The organism is Bordetella muralis (assembly GCF_965139205.1).
In the GTDB taxonomy this organism is placed as follows: domain Bacteria; phylum Pseudomonadota; class Gammaproteobacteria; order Burkholderiales; family Burkholderiaceae_B; genus Bordetella_A; species Bordetella_A muralis.
The window spans coordinates 121,795-147,100 of record NZ_CBCSIU010000008.1 but is presented as its reverse complement, the minus strand read 5'-3'; the positions used below and the strand labels follow the sequence as shown (position 1 = coordinate 147,100).

The following is a 25,306-nucleotide window of genomic DNA, read 5'->3' as shown; positions in this document are numbered from 1 at the left end:
CCCAGTCCAGACGGCATCATGCGCCCATTCATTGTTGATTATCAATCACCAGACACGGCTCTGTTTTGAAAGTTCTCAAATTACCTGTGCCCTCTTACTATGGGATTTACAGGCTAAGTCGGTTGGGAATCCAGCAAGGCGGCTCAAGACAAAGGGGGCATACGTGACGTGTGAATCAACACTGGGGTTTACCCCATTATCGGGCTTCAAGGTGCTGGACCTGAGCCAGGGCGTGGCCGGTCCCTACTGCACTCAACTACTCAGCCACCAAGGCGCAGAGGTCATCAAGATAGAGCCGGCCCAAGGCGACTGGGGACGCCACGTAGGCGTCTCGTCAAATGGGCACAGCACCCTGTCCTGCACCTATAACGCCGGCAAGCAAAGTTTCGCGGTCGATGCCAAGCATCCCGAGGGCAAGGCGCTGATTCTGGCACTGGCTAAAACAGCCGATATTGTTGTGCAGAATTTTCGGCCCCAGACCGTGCAACGATTAGGTCTCGATTTTGAATCACTGACGCAGTTGGGCTTAAACCCAGTCTATGTATCGATCAGCGGCTATGGGGCCGACGGTCCGTTTTCGGAGAACCCCGCTACAGACTCCGTGATGCAAGCCGACAGCGGGCTCATGAGCACCAACCGGGATGTGAATGGCAGCCCTCAGCGAGTGGGTTTCTTACTAGCCGACATCGCGACCGGCATCTATGCCGCGCAGGCCTGTACGGCCTCACTATTACAACGCGCTAAAACAGGCAAAGGCGTTCACGTAGAGCTCAATCTATTCAACGTCTGCTGCGCATTGCAATCGACTGCTTTTTCGGAAGAAGTGATTGCCAAGCAAGTGATCAAACAGGCCGTCAGCGCCCCCAACGGAATATTTGACGCTGTGGACGGAAAAATTACCATATTGGCGTTGAACAATGATCAATTTCAACGGATCAGCCAAGCCCTTTCCTTGACGCATTGGGAACAAGATCCCCGCTTTGCAACGAATGAACTTCGCCTTCAACATAAAGCGATCTTGCACACTGAGCTGGCCGACGTCGTGCGGAACTGGAAAGTCGCAGAGCTGGAAACACGCTTCAACCAGCACAGCGTGCTACATGCACGCGTTCGCAACGCCAGTGAAGTATTACAGCACCCGCAGGCCCAGCACCTGTCCACATTTCAAACGTTGCACCAACCCGGCTTTGGCGATGTCTTGATCGCGGCAACACCGTGGCCGGTCCACACGGAAAAAACACCCAAGCCTGCGCCACGTATCGGAGAGCACTCTGCAAAGATCTTGAACGAGATCGGACTCGATAGCACAGCGATAAACAAGCTGGCCACCGAACACGTTATCAAACTGTGACGAGGACAGTCATGCAATCGATCATCTGCCGAGAGTTCGGTTCACCCGCAGACGTCATTTCTGTGCAATCCGTCGACTCGCCGTCCGGCTTGGCCGACGATGAAGTCTTGATCGAAGTTCACCATGCCACGGTCAGCCACGCCACAGGCTTGTTGATAGAGGGGAAATACCAAAAGTCGCCGCCGCTGCCCTTTACCCCGGGAACAGAGGGCGTGGGCTGCGTGTTGCAGTGCGGACAGGCCGTTGAACACATCAAACCTGGCGACACCGCTGTCTTTATTTGCGACTGGGGCGCTTACAGCGAGCAACTAAAGATCCAGGCCTCCACAGTGTATCCGGTACCTGCAGGCCTGCCGCCATTGAATGCGCTGGCGCTGCCGATCTCCTACGGCACGGCGTTCACGGCGCTGCATTGGCGCGCACAGATAAAAGAAGGCGACTCGCTCTTGATACTGGGTGCGGGGTCCGGCGTAGGCGCCGCAGCGGTCGAACTGGCTGCGCAGATTCCAAACGTCAAGGTCATTGCCTGCGCCAGCACAGAGAAAAAGCGCCAAGCGGCCTTGCACAACGGCGCCCACCACGCCGTCGATGCGAGCCAGCTCATTGAACAGGTAAAGGCACTGACAGATGGCAAAGGCGCCACGATCGTGTTCGACCCCGTTGGAGGCGATCTATTGCTGCGTGCCCTGCGCTGTACGGCGCAAAACGGAAAAATCGTGATCATAGGCTTTGCCAGTGGATCGATTCCCAACGTGCCGGCGAATATTCTACTGGTCAAAAACCTCAGTTTGCTTGGCTTCTTTTATGGCCAATACATCGGTTGGACACCAGCGAACGAGCGCAAACATTACGAACGCCCCATGCAAACCATGATGGCGCAGCTGTTTGAAATGGCAGGGAGCGACGCCATCCATCCGGGTATTTCCCGCGTTTATGCGATGCATGAATTGTGCGAAGCACTGGATGCACTGCACGGACGCGAGGTACTGGGAAAGATCGCCCTTAAAATCAAAGGAGACATGACATGACGCACAAGCCAGAGCACACCTATCACCGGCCGCCGCCGCGACGAGCCGCCGTCCAGGCTGTCTTGCTTGCCGGGGCACTGACTTTCTCTCTCACGGCACTGATGGGTATTGCACCGGCGATTGCTGCATCCGACTATCCTCACTCGCCCATCAGGTTGGTTATTCCATACCCGCCTGGCGGGCCTACAGACTTGGTCGGCCGCGTTGCCGCCGCTTCCATGGAAAAGGTCTTAAAGAAACCCATCGTCGTCGAAAACAAACCCGGCGCCAGCGGCATGGTAGGCGCAGCTCAGGTGGCAAAGGCCGCGCCCGATGGGTACACGCTGCTGACAAATGCATCGCTACAAGTGATCAATCCGTCTGTATACGCCAACGTGCCCTACGACTCGTTCAACGACTTTACGCCGATAACCCAGCTCGTAGACGTTCCTTTGGTGTTGGTCGTCAACAGCAAACTTCCGGTATCCAACGTAGCGGAGCTGATTGCTTATCTGAAGAAAACCAAAAGCACCATCAACTTTGGTTCGGCTGGCAACGCGTCTTCGCAGCACTTGTCGGGGGAACTGTTCAAATTAAAAACGGGAATCCCGATGCAGCATGTTCCCTACAAAGGGAGCGCGCCTGCGCTGACCGATTTGATGGGCGGTCAGATTCAGTTGATGTTCGACTCCATGCCGTCCGCGATGCCTTTCATTACAGCGGGCAAACTCAAAGCCCTGGCTGTCACCACGAAAAAACGATCCACCTCTTTACCCAATGTTCCGACCATGCAGGAATCCGGTTTGGACGGCTATGAAACCAGTACCTGGTACGGAATGTGGGCGCCCAGAGACACCCCGCCAGAGATCGTGGCCAAGCTGTCCGAGGCAGCGCAGGAAGTGCTTAAGAAACCAGAAATAGTAGCCCAATACCATCGCATGGGCGCAGAGCCGGTGGGTTCCAGTCCCGAAGCGTTTAAAACGTACATGCGGTCCGAAGAAAAAAAATGGGCGGAGATCGTCAAGCTGTCGGGGGCTCGGGCTGATTGAGAATATGCGTGTTGCATAGACTCATACCTTAACTTATGCGCCAGCCGTCACCTATCGATTGCGCTGGCGCCCCTGCATCACCACCGTATCACGATTGATGGTTTTTGCACGGAAAGAGCCGTCCTTCCATACATTGCGACGGCGGGATCAGCTTCCTGGCCACCATGCGCGAGTCCGCCACTTCGCCAATCTTGACGGCGACGTCAAAACCCTCTTCCACAAAACTGGGCACGCGGTCGCTGAAGTCCGCGTTGACGACAAGTTCGGGGAATTTTTTGGCCATAGAGACGAGCAGCGGCATGATGATTTTTCGGCCCAAACCTACAGGCGCGTGGATCTTGAGCTTTCCTCTGAGGCTCTCCCCATGCGACACCTCCGCCTCCGCGGCTTGCACCTCCAGCAGGATGCTCCGCCAGCGCAGCGCCAATCTCTCTCCATCGTCGGTGAGCGACACGCTCCGGGTAGATCGATTGAGTAGCTTGACGCCGAGCGCTACCTCCAGCCGGCTGACTCCCTTGCTAACGCCGGCGGGGGTCACATTCAAGCGCTGCGCCGCCACAGTGAAACTGCGACTCTCGGCAACCTGCATAAACATCATGGTCTCGCGGAAATGCTCGACCAAAACACCCTCGCTGCGATGCGCCGCGTCAGTCATTGCCTCGTCTCCTGGCTGATTTTTTTATGTGCGTCTATATAACGTGCCGCAACGCATTAGCTGCAATATAACCGGACAATCCAAGACTTTAGGACGCCGATTACCGCATCAGCCCACTCGGCGGATCAGAACTCCCCCGCGCCAGCGTTCGGCTAACCAAGGTACGACGATAAGGAGTCCGGCATTGACCACCTGGATAACAATCGCGGGGATAGGTGTGCTGATCAGGCCTTTCATGAGCGGAACAACCGAGCCCGCCAAGATGAGGTGCAGCACGCCCCCCCACGCTACCAGGAATGCCCACGCGCCATAGCGCAAACCGCCCCTTCCGAAGAGAGTGTGAACCATCCATACTGTCAGCGGCAGGAACAGGAAGATCGCTGTCAGCCAGCCAGGGTTGTAGATCGATCCGGCAACAATACCGCTGATGACATGCGCAACAACGTTCACCAACATCACGCCGTAGACGGCGAGTCCAACCAGGGGATGACGCCGACTCAGCAAGGCCGCGATCGGCGCAGCAAACCAGAACATCGGCACATTGACCGCCGTAAAGAATGCCGGCGGAACGGGGCAATGCGCGGCGTCCTGAAAGCCAAACAGCTGGCACATCGACGTTGGAAACGCGTACGTCCGGCCGAACAGGTCGATCCCATATTCCTCGACGTTATGGATGAGGTAGGCCGTCGCTCCCGCCCATGATAGCCAAGGCAGGTCCCGCCATCGCGAGATAGCTTTATCACTGCGAAGAAGGTCGGACCCGAATAGGAGCAAGAGCAGCGCGGCTGCGCCTATCAATCCTAACCAAGGGAAAGACATATTCAACGGTGATTCCCCGCATAATCTGTGCAGTCAGACCGATGTTACTTAATAAAGTAGAAAAAAGATCGCACTTCATCGGCCTGGGCTCGGACGGCTTTGGCCGTTCGGATACCCGTGAATCACTGTGTACGTTCCCATACGCCGTCGGCCTCGCGATGCCCAGATCGACAGCGTATGGGCGGACCTATGCTGCAGAGGCCTTCTGGACCGCCGCAAACACATCGCGAGCAGACGTCGCGCCCGAAACGTGCTCCGTACCCTTGAGCCCGAGGTCCATTCCTCCGGCATTGACAGCCTCATACATGGTTTCGGCCGGACCAGACTGGCCTTTCGGAATGCCGAGCTGCTCGAATACACCCGCCCACCCGGCCCGCGGAACCGCAACGGCTTTAACGTGTAGCTTCATCACTTCGCCCAATTGCGCAGCCACTTCGTCTGCACTCACCATTGAACCGAGTTCGATGATGCGATGTCCGGACCAAGCCGGTCCGCTCAGAAGCGTTGCGATCTCGGCGCCGATGTCGTTGGTCGCGACCATGGTCGATTTCCGACTTGGCGGGTCATAGAAGACAGGTAGTTCGCCGCCTTGAGCGACGTGCAACCCGTACAAGAAGTTCTCAAAAAAACCCCCTGCTCGCACATAGGCGATCGGCGATGCCAGATCGCGAAAGCTCTGCTCCAGAAGCGACAGCGCCGTGATCAACCCCATCCCGCTGGTTCTGTTTGCGCCCATCGACGAAAGCGCCACGACCCGCGGCACCGGCGCCTTGGTGAGCGCCTGGACATAGTTCGCGATAACGAGCTTGGCTTCCCTGAAATCCGGCGACGGCGCCCAGATGGGGGGCAACATGACAAACGCACCCTCCACGTCCTTGAGCGCCCGCTCAACGGAGGCCGCATCGTTCCAATCGCCATCAACCAGTTCGACGCCTTGCTCAACCCAGCTTGACGCCTTCGAACGGTCGCGGACCAGCGCGCGCACCTTCTTGCCTTGCGTCAGCAGATGGGTTGCGGCTGCACCACCTACTTTTCCCGTAATTCCCATAACTAAAAACATGTGAGTTCTCCTTGATCAGTTCGGTAGCCCAAGGTAACTCGTGCGCTATTATTTGAATACTGGGCATATTCAGAACGGGCCGTGTAGATGAACTTAACAATCGATAGAACCCATCTGGATGGGCTGGTCATGTTTTTGACCGTGGCCGAATGCCGGGGCTTCCGTGCGGCGGCACGGCAGCTCGGAATCACTCCGTCCGCGGTCAGCCAGGCGATACGCAGTCTGGAGAAACGAGTGGGCGCGCCGCTCTTCTCGCGTACGACACGGAGCGTCAGCCTCACCGAGGCTGGCGAACGCCTGCTTGCCCACACGCGCCCGGCTGTCGACATGCTCTCGGCAGGATTGGATGCCGCGAGTGGCTTGGGTGGCGAGATTACCGGCCGGCTGCGCATCAATGCGCCCAGGCCGATTTTGCCGTTGCTGGCGAATCGCTTGCTGCCGGATTTTTTCGATGCCTACCCGAACGTTGAGCTCGAACTGGTGGGCGAAGATCGCCCCATAGACATCGTCGCAGAAGGTTTCGATGCGGGGATACGACTGGGAAATTTCGTGCAGATCGATATGGTCGCGGTATGGTTGACACCACCGGAACGCTTCGTTGTTGTTGGCACCCCCGCGTTATTTCGGAAACATGGCCGGCCGTCGTCTCCCTCCGACCTGCAGAATTTCCGTTGCATACTGCTGCGTCAGTCCGTGCGGGCTCTCGATCATTGGCAATTTGTCGTCGATGGTAAGCGCATCATGGTGGGCGTCGAGGGGCCGCTCGTGATCAACGACATTGAGACCTGCGTTCGCTCAGCGCTCAGAGGTGCCGGGCTCTTTCAAGTGCCGCATTCGCTAGTAATGTCGTATCTTGAAAGCGGAGATCTGCAGGCCGTTCTCGAACCTTATTGCGAAGAGGTTCCCGGTCTTTCCCTTTACTATCCAAGCCGAAATCAGTCACTGCCAAAACTTCGCGCTTTTGTCGATTTCGCCACCCAGCGGATGCGAAGGGCATTCAAACCAGACGATTACCTGCCGAAGCCGATGGCCGGCTGAGGCCCCGGGCGTAATGGGATCTGATCGGCTCGGCATCCTCTGGCGTTGCCGGGTTGTAGACCACCATCGTCGTCGGTTCTGTCAGCCCTCTCATACGCCAAGTCATCCGCAACGCAACCCCCAAGCCAATCGGTTGCAGAAAAAACCGGTCATAGCGATGCAGCATGCTCCGCGATAAATTCTCTGAACCAAAGCTGGGCGGGATGAGCGTCACTGCGTCGATGCCAAATCAGGTCGAATACAACCTCGGGCAATGCCACCGGGGGCGGAAATAACACCAGCCGGCGGCCGGCCGGCGAGTAAAGGGCCACTCGCTTCATGACCGTGGCCGTCATTCTCGTTCGAGCTACGATGGCCGGCACCGCAAACATCTGCGGTAAAGTCAGCGCGATATTGCGCTTCTTGCGCTGTTGCGCCAGCGCCTGATCCACGATCCCGTACAGCTCGCCTTCGGGAGAAACGAGGACGTGAGGCAACTCCAAGTAGTTCTTCATGCTCATCCCGCGCCGAGCCGCCGGATGGCTACTGGCGACGATCGTGACGAATTCGTCTCGAAGTACAGGCCGCGTCAATATCCGACCGTCAGCATGTGTAGGTGGGACACCGATAGCCGCATCGATGACACCTGAATCCAACAAATCGACCGCATGATCTCGGTCGCTGAAAGCATGCACATTCAATGACACGCCTGGTGCCTGACGTTCAAGCGCCTGCATCAATGAAGGCAGCAAGACGAAGGCCGGATAGTCAGACAGCCCCAGCTTGAAAGTCATCGATGCCTTTTCGGGCACGAACTGGGGCTTCTTCACGAGCGTGGATTCGATCTGTCGCAAAGCTTCGGAGATCGGCTCGGACAGATCCCGTGCGCGTGCTGTTGGCAACAGGCCATCGGCGCTGCGCAAAAACAGCGGGTCACCGAAGAGCTTGCGCAACCTCGAAAGCGCCGCACTCATCGCTGGCTGACTCACGCCGACTTGGGTTGCAGCGCGAGTCACATTCCGCTCGCTCATCAAGGCGTCGAAAGCCACCAACAGGTTTAGATCGATGCCATGAAAATTCATACCGTGGATAAAGATATATACGATGTATTTGTTGGACAGATTCTACTGCCGTCCCCAAAATTTCACCATCGTCAGCAAACGGAAATGAAATTGGCAATGAACACCTCCAACACTGATCTCTCCGATCGCCTTCTCACTGAGCGTCAGGCGGTGGAGATTTTCTACCGCGCATTTACCGACAAGAACGCTGACCTCGTGGATAGGGTTCTTGCACCGGACTGGGACGACGTCCCGCTTGCTCCTGGCCAGAGCCCCGGCCCCGACGGCATCAAGCCCATCATCCGCATCGTCCTGCAGGCGTTCCCCGACGTCAGGATCACCATCCACGACATGGTCCAGGAGCCTGGCCGAATCGGTGTGCGCGCGGAGATCAGCGGCACGCATCAAGGTGAGCTCTTCGGTATCGCACCCACGGGAAAAAAGGTCAGCTTCCGCCTCCATGAGTTTCATACGCTCGCGGGCGATCGCATTGCCAAGACCTGGCACATGGAGGACTGGTTCGGTCTGTTCCTCCAACTCGGCCAGTTCCCACCTCAAGCCTGAACCCCTTCGGAGATATCCCGATGAAAGCAGCATTTATCAGCACCTTTGGTGCTCCCGACGTTTTCACTATCGGCGAACGTCCTCTGCGCGCACTCCGGCCCACCGAAGTCAGGGTGCGAGTCGAGGCTGCAGGCGTCAACCCGCTGGACCTGAAGATAATCGCCGGCTACATGCAGCAAGTCTTCCCGGTCGAACTTCCGTATGTGCCGGGCACGGACTTCGGCGGCGTCATTGAGGCCGTCGGCGCACAGGTGTCCAACGTGAAGCCTGGCGACCGCGTGGTCGGACGCACGGCGCCCAGCGAGGGAGGTGCCTTCGCTCACACCTTGATGATTTCCGGTGATGACGTGTGCCTCATCCCAGCAGAAATGAGCGTCGAACAGGCTGCGGCCCTGCCAACCGCTTTTGGCACGGCTCAGCAAGCGCTGTTTAACGTCGGCCAACTGCGGCGTGGGCAGCGCGTGCTGATCCACGCCGCAGCGGGGGGCGTCGGCAGCATGGCCGTCCAACTAGCCCACCAAGCGGGCGCCTATGTCGTCGCCACGGCGTCCGGCAAGAACGTCGATCTGGTCAAGAGCCTGGGCGCAGACGATGTCATCGACTACCGGATGCAGGACTTCGCGAAAACGCGCGACATCGACCTCGTAATTGACACTGTCGGCGGTGACACGCTGACCAAGTCCTGGCCCGTCTTGCGCGCGGGCGGCCGCATCGCAACGCTGGTTGAGTTCGGCATCAAACCGCAAAACGGAAACGCGGGCGATTTCGTGTTTTTCGAAAGCGCAACGCCTTTCCTGCCGCAGGCTACCCGCCTCTTCCAGACGGGGCAGTTGCAGATCATCACCGACTCGATCTTCCCGTTGGACGAGGCGCGCTCGGCGCTGGAGAAAGTGGCTACCGGACATGCACGCGGCAAGGTGCTCATCCGAGTGAGCAGTTGATCCGTGGAGAGCGTTGTGCTGCAAGGATTTCAGGTTGGCGCTGGGGGCGAAGAAAAAATACCATGCCACTTCGGAAGGACTCATCATGGCTGGTAGGGCCAGGCCCGGCACGTCAACTCGCAATTCCGCCCTGCCTTCCTCACGACCGCCGCTCGACGTCGCAGGCATGAAGAATCTTTGGGACATAATTCTGGCAGAAGGTCAGGTGAGCACGCGAGCTGGCGAGGACAAAGTCAAGGATGCTCTCACGGCTTATCGGGACGGCATCAAGTTCGTCTATGACAAAACCATGGAAGGGATCAACAGAGGCAAGACCCCAGATGAGTTGGTTCAGGAAGTAACACTACCAGCGCGACTAGCGCAACACCCCTATCTGCAAGAGTATTACGGCACTGTTGCCTGGTCAGTGCGCGGCATCTATTCGCAAAATGCTGGTTGGTTCGACGGCAACCCAACGCATATCTTCCCGCTGACAGAGAAGGAGCGAGCGGAAAAGTCGTTGCGCTGGCCGGTGGCGCAAAATAAGAATTGAGTCGTGGTACTGGGTCTCCACCCAAAAATACCAATGCCATGAAAAGTACCATCTAGCCCAAGAAGGGAACTTCTCTCTTGCCTGAGTCGGCGAGGGCGACGAGGGTGCGACGGTGGTCAGCCATCCGGCGACGTCTTTTGACTCAGGCGCGTGACGATCAAATTGAGGGCAGCATCCAGAATCTCGTCAGAGAGCTCGGGATCGTCGCTCAGCCGCGACAGCGTGAGTGCACCAACCATGGTCGACCAACTGGCCAACGCCGACCTGCGGCGCTCCTTCGCATTCCGACCGGCGGCCGTTTCGGAAAGCGTCTTGATCTGTTCACGCATCGCCTCCGTCATGGCCTGACGTCCTCCGTCAGGCCCGCGCACGAGTTCCGATCCAAGTGCGGCAAACATGCAGCCCTCGCGGCGCCGCTCCCGGTGCTCGGCCGAAAGATAGGCGGCGGCGTAAGTTGCGAGATCACTCTGTTCGGCGCTTTTGCGTTCGTCCGCCCGCTGTTGGGAGCTTGTCGCCAGTGCCTCGGCAACCAGCTCGTCCTTGTCGACGAAATGCCGATAAAACCCGCCATGTGTCATGCCAGCCGCCTGCATGACATCGGCAACCGACACCCCTTGCACACCCCGCTCACGGAAAAGTGGTGCAGCCACTTCTAGGATGCGGCGGCGATTCGCATCTTTCACCGCTTGGCTGTTTCGCATGATTCACTCCGACCTTGACATTTATTTAGATGATAACCATACTCCATATAGATGTCAATCATCATCTAAAAGGCAATTTCGCCATCACACTTTCAGGAGCATCCCATGTCCACTGCCCTCATTACTGGCGCGTCCGCCGGCATTGGTGCCGCTTACGCCAAGCGTCTCGCCGCCCGAGGCCACGACCTCGTACTCGTCGCCCGCAGCACCGAAAAACTCACCGCACTCGCGCTCGACTTGCAAACACGGCATGACATCAAGGTCGAAGCGATCACTTGCGATCTGTCCGATCCAGTTCAGTTGCAAGAGCTCGCGCGGCGCATCCGGATCGCCCCCCCTGCCGACATCCTCATCAACAACGCGGGCACAAATGTCCCGGGCGGCTTCGTCGACACCGCCGACGAAGATCTAGAGCGGCTGATCCGCCTGAACATGACGGCACCCACTCTTTTGGCCCATGCTGCTATTGCCGGTATGGCGTCGCGCGGTTCGGGCGCCATCGTCAACATCAGCTCGGTCATCGGCGTGGCCACCGAAATCACCTCTGGCATTTATGGCGCCACCAAGGCCTATCTGCTTACGTTGTCCCAGTCGTTGACGCATGAATTTGGGGCCGCGGGAGTGTACGTGCAGGCGGTTCTGCCGGGCGCGACACGTACCGATATCTGGCAGCATGCGGGGCTCGATATCAGCCAGATCAACGGCCTGATGGAGGTCGACGATCTCGTCGACGCGGCTTTGGTCGGCTTCGATCGCCGAGAGACAGTGACTATCCCGCCGTTGCCCGATGTGCATCAATGGGAAGCCTTCGAGACGGCCCGTTTGGCGATGCGCCCGAACTTCGCCAACAGCAAACCAGCAGCGCGCTACCGTGCGCCCTCTTGAGGACCGCTCGCCCGAGCAGCTTCGCTGTCCGAGCCACCACGTTCGAACAATCAACCACAGGGGCGGCAGCCGTGTTGCCGTTTCTGGTCAGGAGGCAAATCGCTTTCCCGATACCATGTCAGCTCTATTAAGCTAACGATGGTATCGGCGCTTTTTTCAATGGCACGCCTTCCTCATGCCATAAAAAATATCGTTGATAATGCGAGAGATATCGTTTTCCCACTCAGTCACCAATAAGAAGAAAAAGCTGTTTTAAGTCAAACGATTGAAGCAGCCACCTCCGTCGACACCACGAAAAATGCCATGGAGAGCCAATCGGCCTGCTCACCAGTGACTCAGGCGAACAGCGGCATCGACTGACCTCTGCAGACGTCCATTGAGTCGAAAAAGCTTGCTCCAGCCCAGCCATAACGATCTGACCCAGTCATCGCCCGGATTCTTTTCGTTTATTTCGTTTTTCGTTTATTTCGAATATACTGGCTCCTGAGATTGCTACACAGCCCAGGAATTAGCCATGACCACCATCACACAGACCAAGCTGACGCTGCCCGCCGAACGGGAAGTTCAGGCAGCCGTGCAGGGTCAACGCGCCTTGGCGGCCTACTTGGCAACGCGCTTCGAAACGCAACACATCCAGATCTTCGATGACCGAAACCAAGCTCACCAGGTGGAGTTGCCCACCTCTGCCCTGCGTTTGCTCGTCGATATCCTGGCTGAGTTAGCCGAGGGCAATGCCGTGAAAGTCATGCCCATCCATGCAGAGTTGACGACACAGGAAGCCGCAGACATGCTCAACGTCTCCCGCCCTCACTTGGTCAAGCTACTGGAGGATGGTGTGCTGCCGTTCCATCGAACGGGGAAACATCGCCGCGTGCGGTTCGCAGACCTGATGCAATACAAAGATGCACGCGACCGCGCCAGCGAAGACGCCATGGCAGAACTCGCACGTCAGGCACAGGAATCAGGCATGGGGTACGAATGAGGCACTCCCCCTTCACTGTCATCTTCGATGCCTGTGTTCTCTATCCCGCGCCGCTGCGCGACTTTCTGATGTGGCTAGGGTTGTCGGGACGGTTCCGTGCTCGCTGGAGTCGCGACATTCATGAGGAGTGGAAACGCAATTTGCTACTCAACAGGCCTGATCTGACACGTGCACAGGTCGATCGCACGTCAGACCTGATGGACCGCGCAATCCCCGATGGTTTGGTGGATGGGTATGAAGATATCATTGCAGGGTTGACTCTACCCGACGCCGACGATCGCCATGTTCTCGCTACGGCCATCCGCTGTGGTGCCAGCGTGATCGTGACCTTCAATCAACGGGATTTTCCAGCGGACGTACTCACTTCCTACGGAGTTGAATCTCAACATCCCGACGAGTTTGTGGAGAATCTCTTTGACCTTGATGCAGCAGCGGTGGTAGCCGCCGCGCAGCGACAGCGAGCGCAACTCAAGAATCCGCCTATCGACGTCGACCGCTATCTGGAGATCCTATTTCGGCAAGGACTGGTTCAGACGACCAAAGCCTTAGCGACCTATTGTTCCATTCTCTAACATCACAGCCCAACGCTGCCTATCAGGCGCCTGCCGTAGCCGAAGAATGGAAAACCTTTGGAGAGAATTGAGTTGGCTATTGATTGGACAAATGCCTCTGAAGGCATCGAAGTGGCGGTGGCAGCAACGGCTCAGGAATTTATTGACGCTCTTCGGCCATCCAATTCCCATTGGTGGGAAGGTGCATCTTGTCCGTGGGTTTTTCGGGGCCACGCATACGAGGAGTGGCAGTTATTACCTTCGGCTTGGCGCCCATCGAATACCATCTTGAACAACAGTATTACTGAAGCAACGCGCCGCTTTGGCGCTGTGCAGCCGACGCAAAATCTCAACTGGTTTTGGCATCCCAACTACTGGTCTGGTTCCGCTGCATTTGGCCCACGCGATGCCGAGCTTAGTAGGCTCTTAACAATCCAAACCACTGCCGAGTATTTGCCGGTGTGGGACTTCATCAGCAGATGTGATGAACTGGGAATGCCGGTACCGATGACAAATCTCGGACCGGATCCAACTACCAATCCAGATTGGTTGGCGGATCCTCACAATCCGATATTTGGCGACGAATTCTTGCGCTTCTCAGATTTGCCGGCTGCCTTGGCTCTCGCACAGCATCATGGGATACCTACGCGCCTTCTTGATTGGACACGAGATCCGATGGCCGCCGCATTCTTTGCCGTCGAGCCATTGCGGGTTGCAAACGCTGGAGCACATCTGGTCGTTTGGGCATTGCACAAGAGCCATGCACAGAGAGTTTCTGTCGAAGGAGTCAGCTTCCCCAATGCACCAAATGGCGCCCCACGATTTGATCCCACCATCGCAGTCGTCAGGCCATCTACTCGGGACAACCCGTTCTTAGCTGCTCAGGCTGGGCTGTTCACGACCATTAGCAGGTCTGGCATTTATTTTATGAAATCGGGTGGTAAACGGCCTAGCATTGCGGAGTTTGTTTCTGAGGCCAACCCAGGCGTCACGGTACTTAGGAAGCTTAGATTGGCACATGAGCATTTAGCCGACTTAATAGAGATTCTTCGCCGTGAGAATATTTCCCGATCTGCACTCATGCCCACCATGGATAACGTGGCGCAAGATGTTCGAACGAAATGGACACAGCAAGAAATGATGGATTGAACCATCGCGCGCCGTGAAACAAGAAGTCAATGCTAAAGTGGGTCTCGATACCATGTTGGGATTGTGCCCCAATGCATGGTATCGGCGTTTTTCCCTTGGTGCACCCTCTAGGTACCATGAAAAAACCATTGATGATGTGGGAGATACAGTTATTGAAATTAAATTTTCACATTTAAATCAATAACTGATACACAACCCTCACTCCCACTCGATCGTCGCAGGCGGCTTGCTCGACACGTCGTACACGACCCGATTCAAGCCACGGACTTCATTAATGATCCGCGACGAAACCTTGGCCAGCAACGCATGCGGCAGCGGTGCCCAGTCGGCGGTCATGAAGTCGAACGTCTGTACCGCACGCAGTGCGACAACGTATTCGTAGGTACGGCCATCGCCCATTACGCCTACCGATTTCACCGGCAGGAACACCGCAAAGGCTTGCGAGGTCAGGTCGTACCAGCTCTTGCCGCTGGTCTCGTCGATCGTGCTGCGCAGTTCTTCGATGAAGATCGCATCGGCACGGCGCAGCAGGTCTGCGTATTCTTGCTTGACCTCACCGAGGATGCGCACGCCCAGACCAGGACCCGGGAACGGATGGCGGTAGACCATCTCCGGCGGCAGGCCGAGGGCCACGCCGAGTTCGCGGACTTCGTCCTTGAACAGTTCGCGCAAGGGTTCGAGCAACTGCAGATTCAGCGTATCAGGCAGGCCGCCCACGTTATGGTGCGACTTGATCGAGGTCGCCTTGCCAGTCTTGGCGCCAGCCGATTCGATCACGTCGGGATAGATGGTGCCTTGCGCCAGCCATTTGGCGCTCTTGAGCTTTGCGGCCTCGGCTTGGAACACCTCGACGAATTCGCGGCCGATGATTTTGCGTTTGGCTTCGGGGTCGGCTTGGCCGGCCAGTTTGCCCATGAACTGTTCGGTGGCGTCGATGTGAACGATTTTCACGCCCATGTTGTCGGCAAAGGTCTTCATGACCTGTTTGCCTTCGTCCAGACGCAACAGGCCGTGATCGACGAAGACGCAGGTCAGCTGGTCGCCGATGGCTTTGTGAATCAGGGCAGCAGCCACCGAGGAATCCACTCCACCCGACAGGCCCAGGATGACTTCATCGCTGCCGACTTGTTCGCGAATACGCGCAACAGCCTCGGCGACGTAGTCGGGCATGTTCCAGTCGCCCTTGCAACCGCAGATGTCGTTCACAAAGCGGGCCAGCATGGCCTTGCCCTGAATGGTGTGGGTCACCTCAGGATGAAACTGCACAGCGTAGAACTTGCGGTCCTCGTCGGCCATGCCAGCAATAGGACACGACGGTGTCGAGGCCATCAGCTTGAAGCCCGGGGGCAGCTCGGTGACCTTGTCACCGTGGCTCATCCAGACCTTGAGCATGCCGTGGCCTTCGGGCGTGGTGAAGTCGGCCAGGTCATTTAGCAGTTGTGTATGGCCGTGAGCACGGACCTCGGCATAGCCGAATTCACGATGGTCGGAAAAGCTGACTTTGCCGCCTAGTTGCATGGCCATGGACTGCATGCCGTAGCAAATGCCCAGCACCGGCAGGCCCAACTCGAAGACGGCCGAAGGAACGGTCAACGATCCCTCGTCGTAGGCCGAAGCGTGGCTGCCCGACAGGATGATGCCTTTCAAGCCCTGTGCAGCCTGCTCGCGCACAAAGGCGTCGTCAACATCGCCAGGATGGATTTCGGAATAAACACCTGCCTCGCGAACGCGGCGGGCGATCAATTGGGTGACTTGCGAACCGTAGTCAAGAATAAGGATGCGCTGGTGCATGGAGACTCTGCCGGTTGGAAATAAAAGCGCACCGGCCAGAACCGCGGGAGTTCTGCCGGTGCGCGATGCATTGCATTGTACTGACTCGATCAGTCGGCGCGGTAGTTGGGGGCCTCTTTGGTGATCTGCACGTCATGGACGTGGGATTCACGTACCCCAGCCGAGGTGATCTCGACGAATTGCGTTTTGGTGCGCATGTCGTCGATGGTGGCGCAACCGCAATAGCCCATCGAGGCGCGAATACCACCCACCAATTGGTAGATGATGGCCAGGACGCTGCCCTTGTAGGGGACGCGGCCTTCGATGCCTTCGGGGACGAGCTTGTCGGCGTTGTTGGCCGGATCCTGGAAATAGCGATCGGCCGAGCCATCGGACATGGCGCCCAGGCTGCCCATGCCGCGGTACGACTTGTACGAACGGCCTTGGAACAGGACGACTTCGCCGGGGGCTTCTTCGGTGCCGGCGAACATGCCGCCCATCATGCAGGCGAATGCGCCAGCAGACAGGGCCTTGGCGATGTCGCCCGAATAACGAATGCCGCCGTCGGCGATCAAGGGCACGCCGGTGCCTTCGAGGGCCTTGGCCACATCGGCGATGGCGGTGATTTGCGGCACGCCTACGCCTGCGACGATACGCGTGGTGCAGATGGAGCCCGGACCGATACCGACCTTGACGCCGTCAGCGCCATGCTCGACCAGCGCGCGCGCAGCGGCAGCGGTGGCGATGTTGCCGCCGATGACTTCGACTTTGGGGAAGTTTTCCTTGACCCAGCGGACACGCTCCAACACGCCCCGCGAGTGGCCGTGCGCGGTGTCGACGATGATGACGTCAACGCCAGCGGCGGCAAGCTTTGCGACGCGCTCTTCGGTGCCATCGCCCACGCCGACCGCAGCGCCTACACGCAACTGACCTTGGGCGTCTTTGTTGGCAACCGGGTGCTCGGTGTTTTTGACGATGTCTTTAACGGTAGCCAAGCCACGCAGTTCAAAGGCGTCGTTGATGATCAAGACACGCTCGAGACGATGCTTGTGCATCAGGGCCTGTGCTTCGTCCAGCGTGGCGCCCTCTTGCATGGTCACCAAGCGTTCCCGCGGCGTCATGATGTTGCGCAGCGGCTGATCCAGGCGGTCTTCGAAACGCAGGTCACGGTTGGTGACGATGCCGACGAGTTTTTTGCCCTCGACGACGGGCAGGCCCGAGATGCCGTGCTGACGTTGCAGACTGATGGCATCACGCACTTTCATGTCGGGCGTGACCGTCACGGGATCAATGACGATACCGAACTCGTGGCGTTTGACGCGCGCGACTTCTTTGGCTTGTTCGTCAGCGGACAGGTTTTTGTGAATGATCCCGATACCGCCCTCTTGAGCCATGGCGATGGCAAGACGGGATTCGGTCACTGTGTCCATGGCAGCGGACACGAGCGGGATATTCAGGGTGATGTTGCGAGTAAGGCGGGTGGCCAGAGAGGTGTCGCGCGGCAACACCTCGGAATACGCAGGCACCAACAACACATCGTCGAAGGTGAGCGCTTTTTGGACGAGACGCATGGGGGACTCCGGGCGCAAAGCAAGATTATACGCGCTAGAGAGATTATTACTAGGGGGTTTCCCTAGTCGTTAACGTAAATTTCTAGTTGCAATATTTAACCCGGGTAATATTGAATTTTAATTTTACCCGGCCAATAATGGGATCACCGGACGGAAAAGGAGAACCTATGAATACGGTAACCAACGCTGTGGCCGATACTGTGGCAACCTGCACCGCCTTTGATGGCCATCGGCGCATTGCGTCGGGCGCCCTGCCCGAGGTCGCAATAGCCGTACGCCGCGCCCACGATGCGCAGGCCACGGGCCCTGTACTGATCTACGACGATGCAACAGGGCAGATCGTAGACTTAGATTTGCGTAGCAGCCCTGTCGAATTCACGACGCAGGGGGCTGCTGCCTGCCCGCAGGCGGAATCATCGCCTGTCGGTGCGGCGGACATACCAGCGGCACGCGGACGCGGGCGGCCAAAACTCGGGGTCGTATCCAGAGAAATCACGTTGTTGCCGCGTCACTGGGAATGGCTCGCCCAGCAGCCGGGCGGCACGTCCGTGGCGCTGCGCAAACTGGTGGACCAGGCGCGCCATGCCGACGGCGGTGCTACGCAGCAACGTCAGCAACAAGAGGCAGCCTACCGTTTCATGTCGTCGATGGCTGGCAACCTGCCGGGCTTCGAAGAGGCCACACGGGCATTATTTGCCCATGACCAGGCGCAGTTCATGCAACACGCGTCCACTTGGCCCGCCGATGTACAAGAGTACGCGACGCAGATGGCGTTTGGCGTTAAAGCACATTGACGGATGCTGGCACGGGCAGCACGTTACTGGCGCGGATGATCTCTGCGGTATAGCTCCCATTCCTCGATCGTTGTTCCGTCTGGCAGTGTGCACATTCCCACTTGTCCGCCCTGCCGGTCTTCAATGGTGAGCTTGCCGCCGAGTTTGGCGCAATAAACCGAGGCAGGGTTCGCCATGCCTACAGGTGCTGGATCGCGATCCGGGCTAGAACAACCTGCCGCGATAAGTGCAGCCGCGGCGATTCCGATCTTTTTCATTAGGCCTCCTGATCTGAATGGCGGAGTGTAATCGTTCAGACCGACAGCCTTTATCAGCCTTTATAAACGCGCGCTCGCCGTGGCCCCCATCGTACCGGATACCGAAAAGCATGCCGTCAACGGGGATATAAGGAGAAATCATAAAAACTACCCCGAATATCGCATTCGGGAATTTACTTATGTCATTTAATTATTTGTACGGCGCATACTACTAGCCCCAGAATTCTGTTTTGACATAAAGCAAGACGATGGAATTACGACAACTGGAGGCTTTCGCAGCCGTCATGTCGACCGGTAGCGTGACCGCTGCCGGGCGTTTGCTCGGCCGTTCTCAGCCGGTCATCACGCGTTCGATCCAAGAGCTCGAGGCCGAAATCGGCTATGCGCTCTTTGCCCGCAATGGTCCGCGCGTAACCCCGACCGAGCAGGGATTCTTGCTGTATGACGATGTGGAACGTGCGCTAGTGGGCTTGAAACAGATCCGCCAACGCGCAGAGGAAATTGCCCGCGGCGATGATCGCCCTCTACGTTTGGCGGCGACCTCTGCCCTGGCGACAGGCCTGTTGCCAGCGGCGTTGAAATCCATCGAAGGCCGCATTGCGAACGCCAATATTCATTTGCGCAGCATGTCGCCCGAACGCGTGCTGCACGATGTGTTGACCGGCGCAGCGCAACTCGGCGCGACCAGTTTGCCGTTGGAACATCGAGGCTTGACCGTGCATTGGATTGGCCAAGCCCCCTGCATCGTCGCCCTGCCGGCGAACGATCCGCTGGCTGCGCAACCCTCTCTATCCATTGATGACCTGATCGGCCGGCGCCTGATCACCATGGCCAATCCATACCGCCTGCGCCGGCGTCTGGATCAGGCCTTGGCAAACCAAGGGAGCAAGGCCCCCGGCCTGATCGAAACCAACTCGTCCGTCAACGCGCTGGCCGCCGTACGCGCCGGCCTCGGTCTGGCGGTGCTGGAGCCCATCACTGTCTACGGCCTGCCCGTTGATGGCGTGGCGATCCGGACGCTGGATATCGACATCCCATTTTTCTTTGGCGTGATCACGCCGCAATCGCAGCCCTCCCTGCCCGCAGTGCAGGCAGTTGCCGATGCCCTCGCCGAAACCGCCGCGCAGCTATTGCCCGGTTTTGTGCGTCACGAGGCTAGCGAGCACGGCGCATTGCTGCACTCGATCTACGGCGAAACCACTCCTGTTATGGATTCTTCTGCATCATGACTCTCTCTGTCGACAGCCCGAAGCCGGGCCTCGCCGCATTGGAGGCGCGTCTGCGCCAAGACCTGGCCTGGTTAGAGCTGCCTGCCAAGCGTTGGATGCCAGCGCGCACCATCGACGGCCAATCCGTGTTGGACGTGGCGATCATCGGTGGCGGGATGGCGGGTATGGCTGCATCGGCGGCTTTGAATCATGTGGGAATCGACGCACCGATTTTTGATCGCGCACCCGAAGGATACGAAGGCCCCTGGGCAACCACCGCGCGTATGGAAACGCTGCGGTCCCCCAAACAACTCACCGGCCCCGCGCTCGGCTTGCCCGCGCTGACGTTCCGCGCCTGGTTCGAGGCCCAGTTCGGCGCCGAGGCCTGGGAGGCCCTGGATAAGATCCCCCGCCTGCAATGGATGGATTATCTGCGTTGGTACCGTCGCGTGCTGGGACTGGATATCCGCAATCAGCATCAAGTACAGGCCGTGCGTCCCCGCGCGGATGGTGTGGTGCAATTGGACATCGCCTCGCCTGCTGGATCACAAACCGTATTGGCCCGCCGTGTCGTGCTGGCAACCGGCCGCGATGGCCTGGGCGGGGCGTATGTCCCGGCCTTTGCTCACAAACTGCCGCGTCACCGTTGGGCGCACTCCTCTGATACGACCGACTACGCCGCACTGGCTGGCAAGCGCGTCGGCGTGATCGGCGCGGGCGCCTCGGCCATGGATAGCGCCGCGACTGCCCTGGAGGCCGGCGCGGCCAGCGTAGATCTGTTGATTCGCCGCGATGACATTCCGCGCGTCAACAAGGGCAAGGGCTCCGGCAATGCCGGCCTGGTCCACGGACACCTGAGTTTGCCCGACGAATGGAAATGGCGGATCCGCCACTACATCAATATGCAGCAAGTGCCACCGCCTCGCGGCAGCACACTGCGTGTCTCGCGTCATCCGAATGCCCGTTTCAATCTGAGCTGTCCGATTCTGGACGTCGCGATGGTCGGCGACGAGATCCATGTCACCACCCCCAAAGGCGTGTTCGTACTGGACTTCCTCGTATTCTCGACGGGCTTTCGTATCGACTGGACCGTACGTCCGGAATTCGCTGCATTGGCGCCGCATGTCCGCGCCTGGGGCGATCGCTACACGCCTGCAGCGGGGCAAGAGGATCAGGAACTCACCGACTCCCCCGACTTGGGCGCGGCATTCGAGTTGCAAGAAAAAACGCCCGGCTGCTGTCCCGGCCTGGATCGCGTGCATTGCTTCTCATACCCCGCCGCGTTGACCCACGGCACCGTATCGGGCGATATCCCTGCCATCAGCGACGGCGCCAAACGTCTCGCACAAGGCATGGCGGGACTGTTTTATCGCGAAGACGTCGAGACGCACTACGCCAATATGCAGGCCTACGCCGAGCCTGAAGTCTTTGGCGACGAATGGATTCCTGCCGAGGGCGTACAGGAGCCGGTTCAATGATAGTCTGGCTTTTTCGCCGCCTGGCCCAGGCGCTGGTGGTCGTGCTGTTGATGACGTTGATCGTCTTTGTCGGCTTGCATGCCATCGGTAACCCGATCGATATCCTGATTGGCCAGGATGTCGATCAGGTCGAGCGCGCGCGCATCATTGCGCAGATGGGTCTGGACCAGCCCTTGTGGCGTCAGTATCTGAGCTTTTTGAATGGCGCGCTGCATGGCAATCTGGGCAATAGCTTTGTCTATAACATCCCGGCCATTGAGTTGATTCTGGATCGTATGCCGGCGACCTTGGAGCTGGCATTTGCGGCGCTCTTTCTCGCTGTCGTGATCGGCGTTCCGCTCGGTTTATTCGCAGGGCTGTACCCCGACAACCCGATCTCGCGTTTCCTGATGGCAGGCAGCATCGTCGGATTTTCCTTGCCGACGTTCTGGGTTGGTTTGATGCTGATCATGGCGTTCAGCGTATCGCTGGGCTGGCTGCCAGCGAGCGGTCGCGGCACGACAGTAGAGTTCCTGGGCGCGCAGTGGTCGTGGCTCACTGCCGACGGACTGCGCCATCTGATTCTGCCCGCAATCAATCTGTCGTTGTTCAAGATCTCGCTCGTCATTCGACTGACACGTGCCGGGGTACGCGAGGTGCTGCCGCTGGACCACGTAAAATTCGCGCGCGCCAAAGGCCTGTCGCCCGTCCGCGTGGTCTGTGTGCACGTGTTGCGCAATACGCTTATCCCCCTGGTTACCGTGCTGGGCCTGGAGCTCGGCTCGACCATCGCATTCGCCGTCGTGACGGAAAGTATTTTCTCGTGGCCCGGCGCTGGAAAACTGATTCTGGACAGCATCAATGCATTGGATCGACCCGTCATCGTGTCGTATCTGGTCGTGATTGTCTGCCTGTTTGTCACCTTGAATCTGATCGTCGATATTTTGTACAAGCTGTTGGATCCTCGAGTTCGCCTCGATGCGGAGGCTGCGCAATGAGCACGGCTATCGCTCCCTTGCGTCAAGAATCGCCATGGCGCCGCAATCTGGCAGAGTTTTTCTCGTCCAAGATCGCGGTATTCGGCCTGGTCGTTGCGACCCTGCTGATCCTGGCCGCGATCCTGGCCCCGTGGATTACCCCGCAAGACCCCTACGATCTGCTGCAACTCGACGTGCTGGACGCACGCCTGCCGCCCGGCTCGGAAAACGGCATGGGCACCTTTACCTATTGGCTGGGTACGGATGGCCAAGGCCGGGATTTGTATTCCGGCATTTTGTACGGACTGCGCATCAGTCTGATGGTGGGCATAGGCTCGGCATTGATTGCCGGCGTCCTGGGCACGCTGCTCGGCCTGCTGGCTGCGTACGCGGGCGGGCGCGTCGATGCGCTGATCATGCGTGTCGTCGATCTGCTGCTGTCGTTCCCCTCGATCCTGGTGGCCATGATGATCCTGGCCTATCTGGGTAAAGGCGTCAGCAACGTGGTGTTGACGCTCGTGATCCTGGAATGGGCCTACTATGCGCGCACCGCGCGCGGGCAAGCGCTGGTCGAGNGCCGCCGCGAATACGTCGAGGCGGCGCGTTGCCTGGACATCCCGAGCTGGCGCATCATGATCAAACACATCCTGCCCAATTGCCTGCCGCCATTGATTGTGATCGGTACCCTGCAAATCGCGCGCGCCATCACGCTGGAGGCCACGCTCAGTTTTCTGGGCCTGGGCGTTCCCGTGACGGAACCCTCGCTGGGGCTGTTGATCTCGAATGGTTTCCAATACATGCTGTCCGGCGACTATTGGATCAGCTTTTATCCCGGCATTGCCCTGCTGATCACTATCGTGGCCATCAACCTGGTCGGTGACCGCCTGCGCGATGTATTGAATCCGAGGACGCACAAATGATGGCGGCACACCACTCTGCTGGTGGCCCGGCCACCTTGGAAGTGCGCGATCTGCGCACGCACTTTTTCACCCGCGCAGGTGTTTTGCCTGCAGTCGATGGCGTCTCGTTCAAACTGGAACGAGGCCGCATTCTCGGCCTGGTCGGTGAATCGGGATCGGGCAAGTCCGTGACGGGCTTTTCGATCATGGGACTGGTGGACGCGCCCGGCCGCATCGTGGGCGGCGAGATTTTGTTCCAGGGGCGTGACCTGACCCAACTGCCTCCGCGCGAGTTGCGCAAGCTGCAGGGCAATCGCATCGCGATGATTTTTCAAGATCCGATGATGACGCTCAATCCGGTCCTGCGAGTCGATGCGCAAATGATCGAAGCGGTACGCGCCCACAACAATATGTCCAAGGCGCAGGCGCGGGAATTGGCGCGCGACACCCTAGGCATGATGGGGATCCCCAGCCCGGAAGAGCGCCTGCGAGCTTATCCGCATCAGTTGTCTGGTGGCATGCGCCAACGCGTTGCCATCGCCATTGCGTTGTTGCATCGTCCTGACCTGATCATTGCGGACGAGCCCACCACCGCGCTCGACGTCACCATTCAGGCGCAGATCCTGTCAGAGGTGCAAAAGCTGGCGCGCCTGCATGGCACCAGCCTGATCTGGATTACGCATGATTTATCAGTCGTCGCCGGCCTGGCCGATGAGGTCGCGGTCATGTATGCCGGGCGCATTGTCGAACACGGACGTGTCGACGATGTGCTTGACGCTCCGCTGCATCCCTATACCGCAGGATTGATCGGCAGTTTGCCGGGTAACAATCTGCGTGGCCAACGGTTGCGTCAGATCCCCGGCATGACGCCGAATCTACTGGACCTGCCCTCAGGCTGTGCATTCGCGGCCCGCTGTCCGCGCGCCGGCTCGGCCTGTAGTGAACGCCCTGATTTGACTCAACCCGTTTCGGAACGCCTGGTGCGCTGCTTTTACCCGACCCTCACCGCTGCGGAGGTCGCATGAATACGGCACCCACCGCACAAACGCCGATGATTGAACTGCGCCAGGTCAGCAAACGCTTTGGCGAACGCAAGATCGGTAAAGCCGAACGCGTACTGCAAAAGCTGCGCCTATCGCGCCCACCGTCGATCACTCACGCCGTCGATGGCGTCGATCTGATCGTGCGTCCCGGCGAAGTCGTCGGTCTGGTTGGCGAGTCCGGCTGCGGTAAATCCACGCTGGGCCGCATGGCGGCTGGGCTGATGCCACCCACCGCAGGCGAAGTCTGGTTTGATGGCATGCCGCGCCAGCAGATGGATGCACAACAGGCCCACCGCGCGCGCCTGAAAGCTCAACTGATTTTTCAGGATCCGTATGCCAGCCTGAACCCGCGTCTGCGCGTGGACCAGATTGTCGGCGAGGCGGCCCTGATTCACGGGCTGACCACCCGTGCAGAGATGGACGATTATGTCAGCGCGCAAATGCAGCGTGCCGGGCTGGACCCCGCGTTGCGTCAACGCTATCCGCACCAATTCAGCGGCGGTCAACGCCAACGCATCGGCATTGCTCGCGCGCTAGCCGTGCAGCCCTCGATGTTGATCTGCGACGAAGCCGTCGCAGCGCTGGATGTTTCGATCCAGGCACAGATCCTGAACCTGTTCATGGATCTGCGTGAAGAACTCAACCTGACCTATCTATTCATCAGCCACGATCTGGGTGTAGTGGAACATCTGTCCGATCGTGTCGTCATCATGTACCTGGGACGCGTCGTCGAAAGCGCACCCGCCGAAGACGTCTTTCGCCGCGCGAACCATCCCTACACCCAGGCGCTGTTGGCTGAAATCCCGCGCATGAACGCGCGCCATAAAACCTTTACCGCCATCCAGGGTGAAATTCCCAGCCCGTTGAATCCGCCCACCGGCTGCCATTTTCATCCGCGATGTCCGCACGCGATGCCCCGCTGCAAAACCGAAGTCCCGACGCTCAAAGGCATTGCCATCAACCATATGAGCGCCTGTCACTTGAACGACGGCAAATAATCATCTCG

26 protein-coding genes and 1 pseudogene are annotated in these 25,306 nt (G+C 58.5%); 19 read left to right on the top strand and 8 right to left on the bottom strand.

Annotated features, from left to right (window positions below):
• Positions 1–31 precede the first annotated feature (31 nt).
• From ACNA0I_RS13865 to ACNA0I_RS13855, 3 genes are read left to right on the top strand one after another with little or no spacing between them, the layout of a single operon-like run.
• A complete protein-coding gene (locus ACNA0I_RS13865) occupies positions 32–1,351 on the top strand; it encodes a CaiB/BaiF CoA transferase family protein (protein ID WP_415806585.1) in 1,320 nt (439 codons plus the stop codon).
• Between the two features lie 11 nt (positions 1,352–1,362).
• Entirely contained in the window at positions 1,363–2,379 is a 1,017-nt protein-coding gene (locus ACNA0I_RS13860) for an NADPH:quinone oxidoreductase family protein (RefSeq protein WP_415806584.1), read from the top strand.
• Positions 2,376–3,407: a Bug family tripartite tricarboxylate transporter substrate binding protein gene (locus ACNA0I_RS13855; protein ID WP_415806583.1), complete on the top strand. Its 1,032-nt coding sequence runs from the start codon at positions 2,376–2,378 to the stop codon at positions 3,405–3,407. Before ACNA0I_RS13860 ends, ACNA0I_RS13855 begins: the two co-directional genes overlap by 4 nt.
• Before the next feature lie 88 nt (positions 3,408–3,495).
• Here the strand turns inward: ACNA0I_RS13855 and ACNA0I_RS13850 are convergent, their stop codons facing one another.
• The 3 genes from ACNA0I_RS13850 to ACNA0I_RS13840 all read right to left on the bottom strand — a co-directional run bounded on the left by ACNA0I_RS13850 (position 3,496) and on the right by ACNA0I_RS13840 (position 5,941).
• Complete coding sequence (locus ACNA0I_RS13850; RefSeq protein WP_415806582.1) at positions 3,496–4,062, bottom strand: LysR family transcriptional regulator; 567 nt, start codon at positions 4,060–4,062, stop codon at positions 3,496–3,498.
• A gap of 108 nt (positions 4,063–4,170) precedes the next feature.
• Positions 4,171–4,881, bottom strand: a complete 711-nt coding sequence (locus tag ACNA0I_RS13845) for an HXXEE domain-containing protein (protein WP_415806581.1) — start codon at positions 4,879–4,881, stop codon at positions 4,171–4,173.
• A 187-nt stretch (positions 4,882–5,068) separates the two neighbouring features.
• Complete coding sequence (locus ACNA0I_RS13840) at positions 5,069–5,941, bottom strand: NmrA family NAD(P)-binding protein (protein ID WP_415806580.1); 873 nt, start codon at positions 5,939–5,941, stop codon at positions 5,069–5,071.
• Positions 5,942–6,070: 129 nt separating this feature from the next.
• On the opposite strand from ACNA0I_RS13840, the gene ACNA0I_RS13835 reads away from it, so the two are divergent.
• Positions 6,071–6,979: a LysR family transcriptional regulator gene (locus ACNA0I_RS13835; protein ID WP_415806579.1), complete on the top strand. Its 909-nt coding sequence runs from the start codon at positions 6,071–6,073 to the stop codon at positions 6,977–6,979.
• Between the two features lie 149 nt (positions 6,980–7,128).
• On the opposite strand, the gene ACNA0I_RS13830 is transcribed toward ACNA0I_RS13835, so the two are convergent.
• Entirely contained in the window at positions 7,129–8,040 is a 912-nt protein-coding gene (locus ACNA0I_RS13830; RefSeq protein ID WP_415806578.1) for a LysR family transcriptional regulator, read from the bottom strand.
• Here ACNA0I_RS13830 and ACNA0I_RS13825 point away from each other — a divergent pair.
• The 3 genes from ACNA0I_RS13825 to ACNA0I_RS13815 all read left to right on the top strand — a co-directional run bounded on the left by ACNA0I_RS13825 (position 8,029) and on the right by ACNA0I_RS13815 (position 10,056).
• Entirely contained in the window at positions 8,029–8,583 is a 555-nt protein-coding gene (locus ACNA0I_RS13825; RefSeq protein ID WP_415806577.1) for an ester cyclase, read from the top strand. The genes ACNA0I_RS13830 and ACNA0I_RS13825 overlap by 12 nt on opposite strands.
• A 20-nt stretch (positions 8,584–8,603) precedes the next feature.
• A complete protein-coding gene (locus ACNA0I_RS13820) occupies positions 8,604–9,524 on the top strand; it encodes an NADP-dependent oxidoreductase (RefSeq protein ID WP_415806576.1) in 921 nt (306 codons plus the stop codon).
• Between the two features lie 166 nt (positions 9,525–9,690).
• Positions 9,691–10,056 carry an alkyl sulfatase dimerization domain-containing protein gene (locus ACNA0I_RS13815; RefSeq protein WP_415806575.1) on the top strand — a complete coding sequence of 122 codons (366 nt, stop codon included), beginning with the start codon at positions 9,691–9,693 and terminating at the stop codon, positions 10,054–10,056.
• Positions 10,057–10,172: 116 nt separating this feature from the next.
• Here the strand turns inward: ACNA0I_RS13815 and ACNA0I_RS13810 are convergent, their stop codons facing one another.
• Positions 10,173–10,757 carry a TetR/AcrR family transcriptional regulator gene (locus tag ACNA0I_RS13810; protein WP_415806574.1) on the bottom strand — a complete coding sequence of 195 codons (585 nt, stop codon included), beginning with the start codon at positions 10,755–10,757 and terminating at the stop codon, positions 10,173–10,175.
• A gap of 105 nt (positions 10,758–10,862) precedes the next feature.
• Here ACNA0I_RS13810 and ACNA0I_RS13805 point away from each other — a divergent pair, with 105 nt between their 5' ends.
• From ACNA0I_RS13805 to ACNA0I_RS13790, 4 genes are all read left to right on the top strand, one after another.
• On the top strand, positions 10,863–11,642 hold the full coding sequence (locus ACNA0I_RS13805; protein ID WP_415806573.1) for an SDR family NAD(P)-dependent oxidoreductase: 780 nt from the start codon (positions 10,863–10,865) through the stop codon (positions 11,640–11,642).
• Positions 11,643–12,156: 514 nt separating this feature from the next.
• Positions 12,157–12,624: a helix-turn-helix domain-containing protein gene (locus tag ACNA0I_RS13800; protein WP_415806572.1), complete on the top strand. Its 468-nt coding sequence runs from the start codon at positions 12,157–12,159 to the stop codon at positions 12,622–12,624.
• Positions 12,621–13,196 (top strand): PIN domain-containing protein, encoded by a 576-nt coding sequence (locus ACNA0I_RS13795; RefSeq protein WP_415806571.1) that lies wholly within the window; start codon positions 12,621–12,623, stop codon positions 13,194–13,196. The genes ACNA0I_RS13800 and ACNA0I_RS13795 overlap by 4 nt, the downstream gene beginning before the upstream one ends.
• 72 nt (positions 13,197–13,268) lie before the next feature.
• Entirely contained in the window at positions 13,269–14,324 is a 1,056-nt protein-coding gene (locus tag ACNA0I_RS13790) for an FRG domain-containing protein (RefSeq protein WP_415806570.1), read from the top strand.
• Positions 14,325–14,522: 198 nt separating this feature from the next.
• Here ACNA0I_RS13790 and guaA read toward each other — a convergent pair whose 3' ends face one another.
• Positions 14,523–16,115: a glutamine-hydrolyzing GMP synthase gene (gene guaA / locus ACNA0I_RS13785; RefSeq protein ID WP_415806569.1), complete on the bottom strand. Its 1,593-nt coding sequence runs from the start codon at positions 16,113–16,115 to the stop codon at positions 14,523–14,525.
• A gap of 89 nt (positions 16,116–16,204) precedes the next feature.
• Positions 16,205–17,665 (bottom strand): IMP dehydrogenase, encoded by a 1,461-nt coding sequence (gene guaB / locus ACNA0I_RS13780; RefSeq protein WP_415806568.1) that lies wholly within the window; start codon positions 17,663–17,665, stop codon positions 16,205–16,207.
• Between the two features lie 167 nt (positions 17,666–17,832).
• Here guaB and ACNA0I_RS13775 point away from each other — a divergent pair, with 167 nt between their 5' ends.
• Positions 17,833–18,459 carry a DUF2239 family protein gene (locus tag ACNA0I_RS13775; protein WP_415806567.1) on the top strand — a complete coding sequence of 209 codons (627 nt, stop codon included), beginning with the start codon at positions 17,833–17,835 and terminating at the stop codon, positions 18,457–18,459.
• A gap of 23 nt (positions 18,460–18,482) precedes the next feature.
• On the opposite strand, the gene ACNA0I_RS13770 is transcribed toward ACNA0I_RS13775, so the two are convergent.
• Positions 18,483–18,716, bottom strand: a complete 234-nt coding sequence (locus ACNA0I_RS13770) for a putative hemolysin (protein WP_415806566.1) — start codon at positions 18,714–18,716, stop codon at positions 18,483–18,485.
• 248 nt (positions 18,717–18,964) lie between these two features.
• Here ACNA0I_RS13770 and ACNA0I_RS13765 point away from each other — a divergent pair, with 248 nt between their 5' ends.
• The 7 genes and pseudogenes from ACNA0I_RS13765 (at position 18,965) to ACNA0I_RS13735 (ending at position 25,298) form a co-directional block, all read left to right on the top strand.
• A complete protein-coding gene (locus ACNA0I_RS13765) occupies positions 18,965–19,945 on the top strand; it encodes a LysR family transcriptional regulator (RefSeq protein WP_415806565.1) in 981 nt (326 codons plus the stop codon).
• Entirely contained in the window at positions 19,942–21,402 is a 1,461-nt protein-coding gene (locus tag ACNA0I_RS13760; protein ID WP_415806564.1) for an NAD(P)-binding domain-containing protein, read from the top strand. Before ACNA0I_RS13765 ends, ACNA0I_RS13760 begins: the two co-directional genes overlap by 4 nt.
• Entirely contained in the window at positions 21,399–22,379 is a 981-nt protein-coding gene (locus tag ACNA0I_RS13755; protein ID WP_415806563.1) for an ABC transporter permease, read from the top strand. Before ACNA0I_RS13760 ends, ACNA0I_RS13755 begins: the two co-directional genes overlap by 4 nt.
• A pseudogene (locus tag ACNA0I_RS13750) lies at positions 22,376–22,933 on the top strand (ABC transporter permease); the annotation flags it as partial. The gene ACNA0I_RS13755 and the pseudogene ACNA0I_RS13750, both read left to right, overlap by 4 nt.
• 1 nt (position 22,934) lies before the next feature.
• Positions 22,935–23,278, top strand: a 344-nt coding sequence (locus ACNA0I_RS13745; RefSeq protein ID WP_415806562.1) for an ABC transporter permease, incomplete at its 5' end; no start/stop codon positions are given.
• Positions 23,275–24,282 carry an ABC transporter ATP-binding protein gene (locus tag ACNA0I_RS13740; protein ID WP_415806561.1) on the top strand — a complete coding sequence of 336 codons (1,008 nt, stop codon included), beginning with the start codon at positions 23,275–23,277 and terminating at the stop codon, positions 24,280–24,282. The genes ACNA0I_RS13745 and ACNA0I_RS13740, both read left to right, overlap by 4 nt.
• Entirely contained in the window at positions 24,279–25,298 is a 1,020-nt protein-coding gene (locus tag ACNA0I_RS13735; RefSeq protein WP_415806560.1) for an ABC transporter ATP-binding protein, read from the top strand. The genes ACNA0I_RS13740 and ACNA0I_RS13735 overlap by 4 nt, the downstream gene beginning before the upstream one ends.
• Positions 25,299–25,306 lie beyond the last annotated feature (8 nt).